Annotated in this window: 13 protein-coding genes; 8 read left to right on the top strand and 5 right to left on the bottom strand. The window is 52.9% G+C overall.

Annotated elements, in window-relative coordinates; all coding sequences use genetic code 11:
- Positions 1–34 precede the first annotated feature (34 nt).
- The 4 genes from OGX90_RS11980 to hdeB form a co-directional block, all read right to left on the bottom strand.
- Positions 35–1,306 carry a type II toxin-antitoxin system HipA family toxin gene (locus OGX90_RS11980; RefSeq protein ID WP_048235368.1) on the bottom strand — a complete coding sequence of 424 codons (1,272 nt, stop codon included), beginning with the start codon at positions 1,304–1,306 and terminating at the stop codon, positions 35–37.
- Complete coding sequence (locus OGX90_RS11985; RefSeq protein WP_032943458.1) at positions 1,299–1,613, bottom strand: helix-turn-helix domain-containing protein; 315 nt, start codon at positions 1,611–1,613, stop codon at positions 1,299–1,301. The genes OGX90_RS11980 and OGX90_RS11985 overlap by 8 nt, the downstream gene beginning before the upstream one ends.
- A 179-nt stretch (positions 1,614–1,792) precedes the next feature.
- Positions 1,793–3,736, bottom strand: a complete 1,944-nt coding sequence (locus OGX90_RS11990; RefSeq protein WP_234692522.1) for a methyl-accepting chemotaxis protein — start codon at positions 3,734–3,736, stop codon at positions 1,793–1,795.
- Between the two features lie 155 nt (positions 3,737–3,891).
- The gene (gene hdeB, locus OGX90_RS11995; protein ID WP_003019999.1) at positions 3,892–4,221 is read right to left on the bottom strand and encodes an acid-activated periplasmic chaperone HdeB; all 330 of its coding nucleotides are present in this window, start codon (positions 4,219–4,221) and stop codon (positions 3,892–3,894) included.
- Between the two features lie 401 nt (positions 4,222–4,622).
- On the opposite strand from hdeB, the gene OGX90_RS12000 reads away from it, so the two are divergent.
- From OGX90_RS12000 to OGX90_RS12030, 7 genes are read left to right on the top strand one after another with little or no spacing between them, the layout of a single operon-like run.
- A complete protein-coding gene (locus OGX90_RS12000) occupies positions 4,623–5,489 on the top strand; it encodes a MurR/RpiR family transcriptional regulator (RefSeq protein WP_003832990.1) in 867 nt (288 codons plus the stop codon).
- 14 nt (positions 5,490–5,503) lie between these two features.
- Positions 5,504–6,091 (top strand): D-alanyl-D-alanine dipeptidase, encoded by a 588-nt coding sequence (gene ddpX / locus OGX90_RS12005; protein ID WP_003832991.1) that lies wholly within the window; start codon positions 5,504–5,506, stop codon positions 6,089–6,091.
- A gap of 15 nt (positions 6,092–6,106) precedes the next feature.
- Positions 6,107–7,669, top strand: coding sequence for an ABC transporter substrate-binding protein (locus OGX90_RS12010; RefSeq protein ID WP_234692521.1), 1,563 nt, complete (start codon positions 6,107–6,109; stop codon positions 7,667–7,669).
- Positions 7,670–7,713: 44 nt separating this feature from the next.
- Positions 7,714–8,736 (top strand): ABC transporter permease, encoded by a 1,023-nt coding sequence (locus tag OGX90_RS12015; protein ID WP_003020008.1) that lies wholly within the window; start codon positions 7,714–7,716, stop codon positions 8,734–8,736.
- Positions 8,733–9,629, top strand: coding sequence for a D,D-dipeptide ABC transporter permease (gene ddpC, locus OGX90_RS12020; protein ID WP_191227179.1), 897 nt, complete (start codon positions 8,733–8,735; stop codon positions 9,627–9,629). Before OGX90_RS12015 ends, ddpC begins: the two co-directional genes overlap by 4 nt.
- Entirely contained in the window at positions 9,626–10,612 is a 987-nt protein-coding gene (locus OGX90_RS12025; RefSeq protein WP_191227178.1) for an ABC transporter ATP-binding protein, read from the top strand. Before ddpC ends, OGX90_RS12025 begins: the two co-directional genes overlap by 4 nt.
- Entirely contained in the window at positions 10,605–11,540 is a 936-nt protein-coding gene (locus tag OGX90_RS12030; protein ID WP_191227177.1) for an ABC transporter ATP-binding protein, read from the top strand. Before OGX90_RS12025 ends, OGX90_RS12030 begins: the two co-directional genes overlap by 8 nt.
- 19 nt (positions 11,541–11,559) lie before the next feature.
- On the opposite strand, the gene OGX90_RS12035 is transcribed toward OGX90_RS12030, so the two are convergent.
- Entirely contained in the window at positions 11,560–12,450 is an 891-nt protein-coding gene (locus OGX90_RS12035) for a LysR family transcriptional regulator (protein WP_003020016.1), read from the bottom strand.
- 142 nt (positions 12,451–12,592) lie between these two features.
- On the opposite strand from OGX90_RS12035, the gene OGX90_RS12040 reads away from it, so the two are divergent.
- A complete protein-coding gene (locus tag OGX90_RS12040; RefSeq protein WP_286583759.1) occupies positions 12,593–13,300 on the top strand; it encodes a CoA transferase subunit A in 708 nt (235 codons plus the stop codon).
- Positions 13,301–13,302: the final 2 nt, after the last annotated feature.

A 13,302-nucleotide genomic window follows, 5' to 3' on the forward strand; every position in this document is an offset into this window, starting at 1 on the left:
TAATTCTTCGCTAAGTGTAGCGGCTGTATCTGCGTTACCGGGACATTAACCGACGGACATTATCATCAATTTGTTTCTGAATCGTCTTCAGCGTGGATTGCGTTATCTGATCGGGGTATTTGTCCCTGGCGATAGCGCTCAATGCCGTGGCAAAGTGACAGACTTTTTCGATTATGCCGTTCACATGGTCAGCAGATAACTCAGCTTCCTGAACGCCAAGCGACTGAAGGTGCTTTCTTTCGATATCCAGCGCCTCTCCCTGCACGTCCATTTGGTGATACCCGCCAGGCCCTTCGCACCAGGTGACATCGTAAGCCGGAGCCAGAGTCCAGTCTCCATCAGCTGACATTAAATAGGCAAAATTCTTCGGATGATCGTCGCGGTTGTTAAATGCCACGTTGAAAACCACGCGTTCGAACGCTTTTGCCTTTTCTCTGACATCATTGGTACAAATCTGCGTGGCGCGCAGAAAATCCCGGTAGTCTAAAGCGCCGGGTATCTGGTAATTTGCCCCGGTAAGTGCCGCCAGGCTCTGCATAGGAATTCGTGTCGACTGGTCACGGTCGAAACGGCGAGTGGCAAATGCCGCCTGTCCGCCGGGCAGATTGAAATACGCCGTATCAGGCGTGGTTATCCCACATTGGCGCAAGCATTCAGCATAAACCGCTTCGATGGCACATACCTCAGCATGCTCATGCCTGGCGGGAAATTTTATCAGCCAGCTTTCGCTCCCGGGTAGCGGCGCCGTGGTGAATTTAGACGTGACAGTGTCACGATAAAGTAACGCCTTAGGCCTTGCTCCCTGTGGCGAACCGCCCATCTGGAGTAGTTTTTGCAAGAATTCCCCGCCTTCGCCGCTCAGGACTTCCTGAACCTCAGCGGCCAGTTGTGCGAGAGGAACATCCTCTTTTGACAGCGTCTCGGCATCTGACTGAACGGGCTGGAATGTCATGGCGCCCATCGCGTTGTTGCCGACCCAGGTTAAGCGCTCCAATGGACCAATGCGTGCTGCGTTGAGCCCGCGGCGTTTAAATAGTCGGTCCATCAACAGCATACCCCAGCCGTCAGGTAGCGAATCATAGACTGGCCCAGGTAATCCCAGCTGATGAGCCGGGAAATCCCTGCGTAAACGGGGACCGTTCAGCGGTAACATCAGTCGGGACAGTTCCAGCCCCTTACGTAAGGCCTCTTCACTGTATTCAAAGGCGATCAACGGACGTCCGGTCAGGGCTGTGGAAGACACCAGTTTGCCCCACAGCCATTTCTCACCCCAGCCTTCATAGAAGACATCAACTTGCTCAGGCATCAGAATTTTTCCTTTTGATCCGCTGACGTGCCGCGCTCTTTTCGTAACGCAAAATATCATCCAGACTATCAATCCTGGGTTTGAATAACCCCTCCAGTGCATCGCCATAGCCTAACACCATCGCGACTTTGACCAGATTCTCAAATCCTACATTTTTCCCCGCTTCCAGATTCGACACGGTATTCACACCGACCCCTGAACGCGCGGCAACATCAGCCTGCGTCATTTGCCGGGCGAGTCGTTCTTTACGCAATCTGTCGCAAAGTAGTTTGACGATATCGGCTGCAGTATTTAGCGTTAAATCCATAATATTGGCTCTTATTGGGATAAAAACGACTTTACACCCAATATTATAGAGTTAAGTGGGGAATGATTCAAAGTCTTATAAGACACAATAAAAAGGAGTTAAACCGGAAAATCTTGCTTAAGGGACATTATACTGGAGTTATCCGGGCACAAGGTCTGCACCCGGAAATGATGCCGTTATCAGGCAACGGAAGGCTCAGGTAGTCTGAATGACGAAACCAGCATTGCCAGTTGTTCCGCCTCCTCTTTCAGCGCCTGCGTCCGTGCTGCGGCATCATCAATTAATGAGGCGTTTTGCTGAACGGTGCTGTCCATCTCGGTAACGGCCAGCGTAACTTCGGAAACGCCCTTACGTTGTTCTTCACCCGCAACGCGTATTTCCCCCATCAACTGGCGCACCTGACGCACATTGTTGACCAGTTCTCCCAGACGCTCACCTGCATTGTGAATTTGCTGACTTCCGCTACCAACATGAGAAACGGATTCATCAATCAACGTTTTAATTTCCTGGGCGGCGGTGGCACTGCGCTGAGCCAGCGTGCGCACTTCGGAGGCCACGACGGCAAACCCTCTGCCAGCATCGCCCGCTCTGGCTGCTTCAACCGCGGCATTCAGGGCGAGAATATTGGTCTGGAACGCAATGCTGTCGATGACCGCGACAATTTCCACCATTCTGCCGGATGAGGCGCTGACGTTATCCATTGTTGAGATCACGCCCTGCATTACATCGCCGCAGCGGTTGGCCGTTTGCGCGGTGCTATCGGATAGCTCATCCGCCAGTTGTGTATTACTGGCGTTTTGATGAACGGTCGCATTTAACTGCTCCATAGCCGCCGAACTCTCTTCCAGCGCAGCGGCCTGCTGCGTTACGCGAGATGAAAGCTCCATATTACTGTCAGCCAGGCTAACGGCGTTATTCGCTACCACTGTGCTACTGCTTCTGACGGTGATCAGGATGGCCGAGATTTTATCGACGAACAGGTTAAACGCCTCGGCGATAGCCGAAATCTCGTCTTTGCCACGAACATCCAGACGACGGGTAAGATCGCCTTCTCCCTGCGCGATGTCATCAAGTGCCTGACGAGTATCATCGAGACGTGAAATCAGTCGACGAACCACCAGCCATGATCCCACCAGCAACAGCGTCATGATAGGGATCAATACTTCCAGAACGTCCTGCATCATCACTTTGGCAAGACCGACAATACGAGATTCCGGGGTTGCAAGTCCTACGACCCAGCCGGTATCTGGCATCGGGAACAGCATTACCTGTGACGCTGTATTCAGGACGTTGTCGTTTGCCAGCGTGATAGTCTTCACCCCATCTGTCGGGCGCAAAGATTTCAGACCGTTTTGCACCGGGATAAGCCACTGCGCGCTTTGCGCCAAATCGTTAATGGTTTTATATTTTGCCAGGTCGGCCTGCGGGAAATAGAGAATTTGTCCCTGCTTGTCTACCACAAACGCGTAACCACCGGTGCTGTTTCCCTGCTGCTGCATGAAGGTAGCGACGTTATCCAGACGGATATCGGTGGTAGCGACACCGGCAAACTTGCCCGCCTGTTGATAAGGCACGCTGCATGTCACCATGTTGACGCCTGAACTGGCATCCTGGTAAACGTCAGACCATAAACAGCTGTTTTGTGAATGGCCTTTGGCCAGTTGATACCAGCTTTCATTGTGGTATCCACTCGATCCTTCGACGTTATAATCATTGGAAAACACCAGCTTTCCTTCAGCATTACGCGCCCAGAAAAAGCTTCTTTTCTCCACACCTGGGGTGAAGGCGTCTGGTTCTGGCCAGATGCCGCCGCCGGTAATAATCGAGTCTTTACCTTCACCAATAAGATGCGGAACAATGCTTTGGTACAGAGATTCATCGTTAGGCAACACTTCAGCCAGTCGCGACAGGCTGACGGTCTCACCTTCAATTCGGGACAATACGGTACTCAACTGACGGGTTAAACCTTGCCCTGTTTCTTCGATCAGGGCGGTGTTGATTTCAACGACGCGCGGCTGACCGCGCCAGAGCATAATCACCACGATAACAAGGGTCGTTACTGCAAGCAGCAGAATGCCGCCGATGGTTAAACGCGTTGAAATACGAGTAGGATACCAGGCCATACAAACTCCTTCTGCAAAAGGCTAACTTTTATCCAGTATCGGCACAGGCGTTTATATCTTTATAAAGTTTTCTTAAGTATTGCAAAACAAACAAGTGACAGCGTCACAAATAACAAAACCCAGCACTTTGGCTGGGTTTTAATAACGGTTTAATCTTATTTAGATAATTCTTTTTTGATTTCGTCTTTTATTTTACTTAATTCACTCTGCGGATGTTTCTTACAAAGTTCAACGGTCAGAGGAACTGCAGTCGTAACGGTTTCGTTATAGTCGACGTAGTCACCACCTTTGAAGTCTTCGTCTTCATTGAGCACCCAGAAGGCCACCGGAGCCATAGTTTGTGGGTTTAAATCAATAAACTCCTGGCAGTTCATGCCTTTCGGAGTCACTTCAGTTTTAGCGTTATCTGTTGCTGCATTGACGCTGACACTGGTTAACAGCGCTGCGACCAGAATACCTGCTGTAGAAAGGGAGAATTTATTCATTGTAGTACTCCATTTATAATATAAATAATATCTACACTTGCGCTTAACACCGTTAATGTAGCTCGCGAAAAATAATACCCCTACCGTCATAAGAATAAAGATTGCTGTTATTGATATGGCTGAAATTTATATTTCCCATTACTGATTCTTATGTCTGAGGGATAAATGTTGCCCACAATGTGATCGTTCCGACGAAATCAGCAGATTCATACCCCTCTTGCTCTACCGTTGCACCAAAACTGAACTACGCTGCACAAATGTTGATCATTGGTTAATGAATATCGGTTGGTTTTTAACAAAAACAGCCGGCGTGCCGCTGTTACGCACATGGCACGCGTCCTGCATTGTTAATTCGCTAACAGAAATACGGTATCTGACAGGCAACTAACAGCGAGAAGGTAATGACAGCCAAACCAGAGTTATTTACCCGCATAGAGCAAACCTTTAGCCAGCTGACGCCCAGCGAAAAGCGCGTGGCCGGGTGGCTGTTAGCCCATGCTGTGCAGATCCCATTTGAAACCGCAGATGGCATCGCCAAAGCAACCGGAACCAGCGGCATTACCGTCGGACGTTATCTGCGTAAACTGGGCTTTCGTAACCTGGAGGATGCAAAAGCGAGTCTGCGTGAGCTTCCCGTTGTTCCGTATCAGCCCTGGGGAATGAATGAACGACTGGACTCCTGGCACCAGCAACAAAGCCTGCCGGATCGGGCACAGCAGTCGCTGTTACTGGAGATCGACGCCATTACCCACGTCTATCAACTTGCCCAGGGTGAGACGTTTCAACGCATTGCACAGCAGCTGGCGCATGCGGAAGCCGTATACATCCTCGGGATCCAGTCCACCCGCGGGATCGCCAACGCCTTTTTTAGTCACCTGGAATACCTGCGACCTAAAGTCAGCTACTCCGAAGGCCTGTCCGGCAGTTGGGTAGAGTCGCTGAACTCGGGATTCAGCCAGCCTTACGTGGTTATTACCGATATGCGCGCCTACTCCGCTATTTCGCGACAATATTGCCGCGTCGCCACAGAACGCTGTATTCCGCTGGCGCTCATTACCGATGTGTGGTGCCCATGGGCCAGGGATTATTCCATTGATTTACTTCAGGTAAAAACTGACACCGGGCATTTCTGGGACTCACTGGCACCGGTGAGCTGTCTGTTCAACTTATTACTTTCTGCGGTGGTGGCGCAACTGGGTGACGCCCTCGCAGGACGCCTGCAAACCAATCGCCAGTTACAACAACAATTTGGTCAATTCGAACAATAAACAGGAAACGTGCTATGTCAGAACTCCCAGAACTGGTCGATCTGTCGGTGATATTTCCGTCGCTGCATATCGATCTTAAATACGCTACTGCCGACAACATTACCGGCGCACCTATCTACCGGGAAGCGCGTTGTCTGTTGCACACTGAGGCGGTAACAGCGCTGGCTAAAAGCATCAGCATTGCGCAACTGGCCGGCCTGCAGCTTGTGGTGTACGACGCGTATCGCCCCCAGCAGGCGCAGGCGATACTGTGGAATGCCTGTCCCGACCCGCAGTATGTTGTCGATGTCGCAATTGGTTCCAATCACAGCCGGGGTACAGCCATTGACGTTACGTTGATGGACGATCGCGGCCATCTCCTTGATATGGGTGCCGGTTTTGATGAAATGCATGACCGTTCCCATGCCTGGCACCCGTCTGTACCTCCGGCAGCGCAGCGTAACCGCCTGCTGCTCAATGCCATTATGTTTGGCGGTGGTTTTGTCGGTATTAACAGTGAATGGTGGCATTTTGAATTACCTGATGCCGCTCGCTATCCGCTGCTTGACGATCAAATAGATTGTTACACTGTCACGCCTATAACAACACAACATCCCCTTTAATTCTGGAGCCTGGTTATGAAGACTACACCTGCGTTAAACGCGTTTTGCCGCCCCGCTCTGATAGCCGTTGCGTTAGCATTTACCCTGCCCGCCGCACAGGCTGCCGTTCCCAAAGATATGTTGGTGATTGGTAAAGCCGCCGATCCGCAGACGCTCGACCCCGCCGTGACCATCGATAACAATGACTGGACGGTTACCTATCCCTCTTACCAGCGGTTGGTTCAATACAAAACCGACGGAGGTAAAGGATCCACAGAAGTTGAAGGTGATTTAGCCAGCGGCTGGAAAGCCTCTGACGATCAGAAAGAGTGGACGTTTACCCTGAAAAACGATGCCAAATTCGCCGACGGAACGCCGGTAACGGCAGATGCGGTAAAGCAATCCTTTGAACGTTTGCTCAAAATTGGTCAGGGACCTGCGGAAGCTTTCCCAAAAGATCTGAAGGTCGACGTCATTGATAACAATACGGTGAAATTTACCCTCAGCCAGCCGTTTGCCCCGTTTCTGTATACGCTGGCAAATGACGGTGCCTCAATCATTAACCCGGCCATCTTAAAAGAGCATGCCGCAGATGATGCCCGCGGATTCCTGGCGCAGAACACGGCAGGCTCTGGTCCCTTCATGCTGAAGAGCTGGCAAAAGGGACAACAACTGGTGCTGGTGCCGAACCCGCATTATGCCGGGGCGAAACCGACATTTAAGCGTGTCTCAGTCAAAATCATTGGTGAAAGCGCCTCCCGTCGCCTGCAACTGTCACGTGGTGATATCGACATTGCCGATGCGCTTCCTGTTGACCAGCTTGCCGCTTTAAAACAGGAAGGCAAAGTGAACGTGGCGGATTATCCCTCATTGCGCGTGACCTATCTGTATCTCAACAACAGTAAAGCGCCGCTCAATCAGGTGGATTTACGCCGCGCCATCTCGTGGGCCACCGATTATAAAGGCATGGTCAACGGGATCCTGAGCGGCAACGGGAAGCAAATGCGTGGCCCGATCCCTGAAGGCATGTGGGGTTTTGACGACAAGGCCATGCAGTACAGCTTTGATGAAGCCAAAGCCAAAGCAGAGTGGGACAAAGTTGCCACCAAACCTGAAAGCCTGAGCTTCCTGTACTCCGATAATGACCCTAACTGGGAACCTATCGCGCTCGCCACCCAGGCAAGCCTTGGCAAACTGGGCATTAAGGTGAAACTGGAAAAACTGGCAAACGCCACCATGCGCGACCGCGTGGGCAAAGGTGATTACGACATTGCCATTGGCAACTGGAGTCCGGATTTTGCCGACCCGTACATGTTTATGAACTACTGGTTTGAATCAGACAAGAAAGGCTTGCCGGGTAACCGTTCGTTCTATGAAAACGCTGAGGTCGATAAACTCCTGCGCAGCGCGCTGGCCACAACCGATCAGGTGGCCAGAACCAATGACTACCAGCAGGCGCAAACCATCGTGATTGATGAAGCAGCCTACGTCTATTTATTCCAGAAAAACTATCAGCTGGCGATGAATAAAGACGTCAAAGGATTTGTATTCAACCCCATGCTGGAACAGGTCTTCAATATCTCCACCATGAGTAAATAAGCCACGTTTATGCGGAGCCGCTCTGGCTCCGCAAGGGGAAGCTAATGACGTTCTGGAGTATTTTACGCCAGCGATGCTGGGGACTTATTCTGGTGGTTATCGGTGTTTGCGTAATCACCTTTATTATTTCACACCTGATACCTGGCGACCCCGCGCGGCTGCTGGCGGGCGATCGCGCCAGCGATGAAATTGTCGAAAATATTCGCCAACAGTTGGGGCTGAATCAACCGCTGTATGTCCAGTTTTTTCGCTATGTCAGCGATATTTTTCACGGCGATTTAGGCACTTCCATTCGCACCGGACGTCCGGTACTGGATGAGCTGCGCATTTTCTTCCCCGCGACCCTTGAATTGGCTTTCTGCTCTTTGTTGTTGGCGCTGGTGATAGGTATCCCGCTGGGTATTTTATCTGCGGTCTGGCGTAACCGCTGGCTTGATCACCTTGTTCGGCTAATGGCAATTACCGGTATCTCCACGCCTGCATTCTGGCTGGGGCTGGGGGTTATCGTGCTGTTTTACGGTCATCTGCAAATTTTACCCGGCGGTGGGCGTTTAGACGACTGGCTGGATCCACCTGCTCACGTCACCGGTTTCTACCTGATTGATGCTCTGCTGGAAGGAAACGGCGAAGTCTTTTTCAATGCGCTTCAGCACCTGATTTTGCCATCGCTGACATTGGCTTTTGTACATCTTGGGATCGTTGCCCGTCAGATTCGTTCCGCCATGCTGGAGCAACTGAGTGAAGATTACATTCGCACCGCGCGCGCCAGCGGGCTGCCGGGCTGGTACATCGTGTTGTGCTATGCATTGCCTAACGCACTTATCCCATCAATCACCGTCCTCGGCCTGGCGCTGGGCGATCTGCTCTACGGTGCGGTATTGACCGAAACAGTCTTTGCCTGGCCTGGCATGGGCGCCTGGGTGGTGACCTCAATTCAGGCTCTCGACTTCCCGGCGGTAATGGGCTTTGCAGTGGTGGTCTCGTTCGCCTATGTGCTGGTCAACCTGGTGGTGGATTTACTCTATCTGTGGGTAGACCCTCGAATTGGACGTGGAGGTGCTGAATGATGCTCACACAAGAAACACCGACCGCCCCTCAGACTGCACGCCGCCGCACGGACTGGGCCAAACTGTTCTGGATGATGAAAAGTAGCCCGCTGACGCTGGTTGGCGGGGTCATCATCGTATTGATACTGCTGCTGATGGTGCTGTCGCCGTGGATAACACCCCACGATCCGAATGCCATCAATTTGAGTGCGCGCCTGCTGCCCCCGTCAGCCGCTCACTGGTTTGGAACCGATGAAGTCGGTCGCGATCTGTTCAGCCGCGTTCTGGTAGGAAGTCAGCAATCTGTCGTTGCGGGTCTGGTGGTAGTGGGTATCGCCGGGGGATTGGGCTCACTGCTGGGTTGCTTGTCGGGTGTCATGGGTGGGCGTGCCGACGCGATAATTATGCGGATGATGGACATTATGCTGTCCATTCCTTCGCTGGTGTTGACGATGGCGTTAGCCGCCGCGCTGGGCCCCAGCCTGTTTAACGCCATGCTGGCGATTGCAATCGTCCGTATCCCTTTCTATGTACGCCTCGCCCGTGGTCAGACGTTAGTGGTACGCCAGTTTACTTATGTACAGGCTGCCCGGATCTACGGCGCTTCACGCTGGCATCTGATTAGCTGGCACATTTTACGCAATTCTCTGCCGCCGCTCATTGTTCAGGCGTCGCTGGATATCGGCAGTGCGATCCTGATGGCCGCCACGCTCGGGTTTATCGGTCTTGGCGCGCAGCAGCCCAGCGCTGAATGGGGTGCGATGGTCGCAATTGGCCGCAATTACGTGCTTGATCAGTGGTGGTATTGCGCTTTCCCCGGCGCCGCCATTCTGATTACCGCCGTGGGCTTTAATCTCTTTGGCGATGGTATTCGCGATCTGCTGGATCCGAAAGCCGGAGGAAAACAGTCATGACACAACCCGTACTGGAAATCGAAGATTTGCATCTGAGTTTCCCCGGCTATAAAGCTGACGTGCATGCGCTGAACCATGTATCACTGCACATCAACCGCGGAGAAATCGTTGGTGTGGTGGGTGAATCCGGTTCCGGTAAGTCCGTGACCGCCATGCTCACCATGCGTCTGCTACCGGAGGGAAGCTATCGTATTCACCAGGGACGCGTTTCGCTGCTGGGTGAAGATGTGCTCAACGCCAGTGAGAAACAAATGCGCCAATGGCGCGGCGCACGCGTCGCGATGATCTTTCAGGAGCCCATGACGGCACTGAATCCGACCCGCCGTATCGGCCAGCAAATGGTGGAGGTGATCCGCCATCATCAGGCGTTAAGCCGCACGGATGCCCGCCAGAAAGCCGTCGCTCTACTCGAAGAGATGCAAATCCCGGACGCGCCGGAGGTCATGAAACGTTTTCCGTTTGAGCTTTCCGGCGGTATGCGCCAACGCGTGATGATTGCGCTGGCCTTTTCGTGCGAGCCGGAGCTTATCATTGCCGATGAACCGACCACTGCACTGGACGTCACGGTGCAACTGCAGGTGCTGCGTTTGCTGAAGTTAAAAGCGCGCGCCAGTGGAACAGCCGTGTTATTTATCAGCCATGATATGGCGGTGGTTTCACAGTTATGCGACCGGTTGTACGTCATGTATGCCGGGAGCGTGATTGAGAGTGGCCCGACGCAAACCGTTATTCAACGCCCGACACACCCCTATTCCATCGGCTTGCTGAAATGTGCACCGGAACACGGCGAACCGCGCGCATTGCTGCCCGCCATTCCCGGCACCGTGCCGAACCTAACCTGCTTACCTGCCGGATGCGCGTTTCGCGACCGCTGCTTTGCCGCTGGTCCTCGTTGTGAAGAAACGCCGGCGTTAAGTAGTCAGGGAGGTGCAGATCAACAATCTGCCTGCTGGTATCCGCAACTGGAGACAACACATGTCTGATTTTTTACTGGCGCTGCAGGATGTTCATGTCAACTTTCCTGCGCGTAAAAACTGGCTTGGCAAGGTTACGGAACGGGTGCATGCGCTCAACGGTCTGGATTTACAGATTCGTCAGGGTGAAACGCTGGGGATTGTTGGCGAATCCGGCTGTGGAAAAAGTACGCTGGCGCAACTGTTGATGGGCATGTTGAAACCCAGCCAGGGAAGCTATTCTCGCCGTGGTGATAAGCAGCATAACGGTATGCAAATGGTCTTTCAGGACCCTCTTTCATCACTGGATCCGCGCTTACCGGTGTGGCGGATAATTACCGAACCGGTGTGGATCCAAAAACGGAGCCCGGAGCGTGAACGACGCATGCTTGCCGAGGATTTGGCACGGCAGGTGGGGATTCGTCCTGAATATCTCGACCGCTTGCCGCACGCGTTTTCCGGTGGACAGCGCCAACGTATTGCTATTGCCCGGGCGCTATCGTCAGAGCCGGATGTTATCGTCCTTGATGAGCCAACTTCAGCACTGGATATATCCGTGCAGGCGCAAATTCTCAACCTGCTGGTGTCGCTACAGGCGCGCAGAAACCTGACCTACGTATTGATATCGCATAACGTGTCGGTGGTCCGCCATATGAGCGACCGTGTGGCGGTGATGTACCTCGGGCAAATTGTTGAGCTGGGCAATGCCCAACAGGTTCTCACTCATCCCGCCCATCCGTACACACGATTATTGCTGGACTCGGTACCTAAAACGGGCGCACCGCTGGCGGAAGATTTGGTGTTACGTAAAACCGAGCTACCGGGAAACCGAACGTTGCCCCAGGGCTGCTTTTTCCGTGACAGATGTCCATTGGCAACCCAAGGTTGTGAGAAGAAACAGGCATTGCTGAAGAGTGATACCGGATGTGACGTTCGCTGCTGGCGGGCGGTTACATGACCTGAGCCGTTGAGAAAAGTCAGGTGCGATACGCCTTTTTCAGTGAATCCACCAGCACCTCGGAAGCGGTAGATAATTTATGATGCGCCGAACGCAAAACCCCGATCCGACGCTGGATCACCGGCGTATCCAGATCGATACAGGTTGCGCCTAACTCTGTCATTTGCGTGCGGCATAGTGCAGGTACGGCGCTACCGCCCAGACCGTTAGCCACCAGACGGCCAACGGTCACCAGTTGATGGCTCTCCAGCGCTACTTCCAGCGTATGTCCGCTTTGCACCAGTTGTTCTTCCAGCATCAGCCGCACGGCGGACGGGCGTTGCAGGGTGATAAAATCCAGCGTCAGCAGTTCGCGCCACGCAATACGATCCCTGTCTGCCAGTCGACAGGTTGGCGGCACAATCGCGATAAAACGATCCACGCCGAGCGGCGTGAAATGCAGATGTCCCGAATAGTCCGGCTCGAAGGCTATGCCCATCTCGACCCGGCCTTCACTGACCATTTCAATCACGTGTTCATTGATCACATCGTGAACCGTTACGTTGATACCGGAATAAGAATCACGAAATGTTTTCAGTACCGATGGCAGGACGTTAGCGGCAAATGAGGGCATGGCGGCGATCGATATTTTACCGCGCTGCAGCGTAAAGCGCTGGCGCATGGCTTCTTCCGTATTCTCCCAGTCCGCCAGCAGCTGTCGCCCCATATTCAGCAGCGTTTCTCCCTCCTGCGTCAGGGTCACTTTGCGAGTTGTTCTTAACAGTAACGCCCCGCCCAGCGAATCTTCCAGTCCTTTAATCGCCAGGCTTAACGCGGGTTGCGACATATTCAGTCTTTCGCTGGCATGAGCAAAATTCAGAGTGTGAGCTACCGCTAAAAATGCGCGTAACTGTTTGATGCTCATTCCCATTTCGCATTCCTTTAACTTGTTGAATACCTTTAATTAACATTAAATTGATAAAAAAACCCAATGAGTGAGTCACAAATTTAAAATTAACAAATCATTTTTCACCCCCAATGATGTCGGCAAGGACAACTGGGGAGGCAAGTGTATGGCTGGACTGGATAAACGTGTTGCCACTTATCAAGAGGCGCTGGAAGGACTGACCGACAACATGACGCTGCTGGCAGGTGGTTTTGGTCTATGTGGGATCCCTGAAAACCTGATTACCGAAGTACGCCGTCGGGAGGTTCAGGGACTTACCGTTGTATCAAACAACTGCGGCGTGGATGGCTTTGGCCTTGGCGTACTGCTGGAAACGCGTCAGGTGCGCAAAGTGGTCGCGTCCTATGTGGGGGAAAACGCCCTGTTTGAGAGACAGGTGCTTAGCGGCGAACTGGAAGCCATCCTGACGCCACAGGGTACGCTGGCAGAGCAGTTGCGCGCGGGCGGCGCGGGGATCCCGGCATTTTTTACCGCGACCGGATATGGAACCCCCGTGGCGGAAGGGAAAGAGGTTCGCGAGTTTGCCGGACGCCCTTACATCCTTGAGCAGGCGATAACCGGTGATTTTGCGTTGGTTAAAGGCTGGAAAGCCGACTGGTACGGCAACATCATCTATCGCCACACCGCACAGAATTTTAATCCGCTGATGGCCGCTGCCGGGCGCATTACCGTCGTGGAAGTCGAAGAGATTGTCCCTCCCGGAGAACTGGACCCTGCTGCGATTCACACTCCCGGAATTTTCGTTAACCGCATCATTCAGGGGCAGTTTGAAAAACGTATTGAACAACGCACCCTGCGCCAGAAAGGAGCCTGACC

Origin of the sequence: Citrobacter sp. Cpo012 (assembly GCF_030333015.1) — a bacterium.
Classification (GTDB): Bacteria; Pseudomonadota; Gammaproteobacteria; order Enterobacterales; family Enterobacteriaceae; genus Citrobacter; species Citrobacter portucalensis.

Bases quoted from the DNA above. Each gene is read 5' to 3' on its own strand.
- OGX90_RS12035 (WP_003020016.1), bottom strand. From the start codon at position 12,450: ATGGGAATGAGCATCAAACAGTTACGCGCATTTTTAGCGGTAGCTCAC.
- hdeB (WP_003019999.1), bottom strand. From the start codon at position 4,221: ATGAATAAATTCTCCCTTTCTACAGCAGGTATTCTGGTCGCAGCGCTG.
- ddpC (WP_191227179.1), top strand. From the start codon at position 8,733: ATGATGCTCACACAAGAAACACCGACCGCCCCTCAGACTGCACGCCGC.
- OGX90_RS12000 (WP_003832990.1), top strand. From the start codon at position 4,623: ATGACAGCCAAACCAGAGTTATTTACCCGCATAGAGCAAACCTTTAGC.
- OGX90_RS11985 (WP_032943458.1), bottom strand. From the start codon at position 1,613: ATGGATTTAACGCTAAATACTGCAGCCGATATCGTCAAACTACTTTGC.
- OGX90_RS11990 (WP_234692522.1), bottom strand. From the start codon at position 3,736: ATGGCCTGGTATCCTACTCGTATTTCAACGCGTTTAACCATCGGCGGC.
- OGX90_RS12030 (WP_191227177.1), top strand. From the start codon at position 10,605: ATGTCTGATTTTTTACTGGCGCTGCAGGATGTTCATGTCAACTTTCCT.
- OGX90_RS11980 (WP_048235368.1), bottom strand. From the start codon at position 1,306: ATGCCTGAGCAAGTTGATGTCTTCTATGAAGGCTGGGGTGAGAAATGG.
- OGX90_RS12010 (WP_234692521.1), top strand. From the start codon at position 6,107: ATGAAGACTACACCTGCGTTAAACGCGTTTTGCCGCCCCGCTCTGATA.
- OGX90_RS12040 (WP_286583759.1), top strand. From the start codon at position 12,593: ATGGCTGGACTGGATAAACGTGTTGCCACTTATCAAGAGGCGCTGGAA.
- OGX90_RS12025 (WP_191227178.1), top strand. From the start codon at position 9,626: ATGACACAACCCGTACTGGAAATCGAAGATTTGCATCTGAGTTTCCCC.
- ddpX (WP_003832991.1), top strand. From the start codon at position 5,504: ATGTCAGAACTCCCAGAACTGGTCGATCTGTCGGTGATATTTCCGTCG.
- OGX90_RS12015 (WP_003020008.1), top strand. From the start codon at position 7,714: ATGACGTTCTGGAGTATTTTACGCCAGCGATGCTGGGGACTTATTCTG.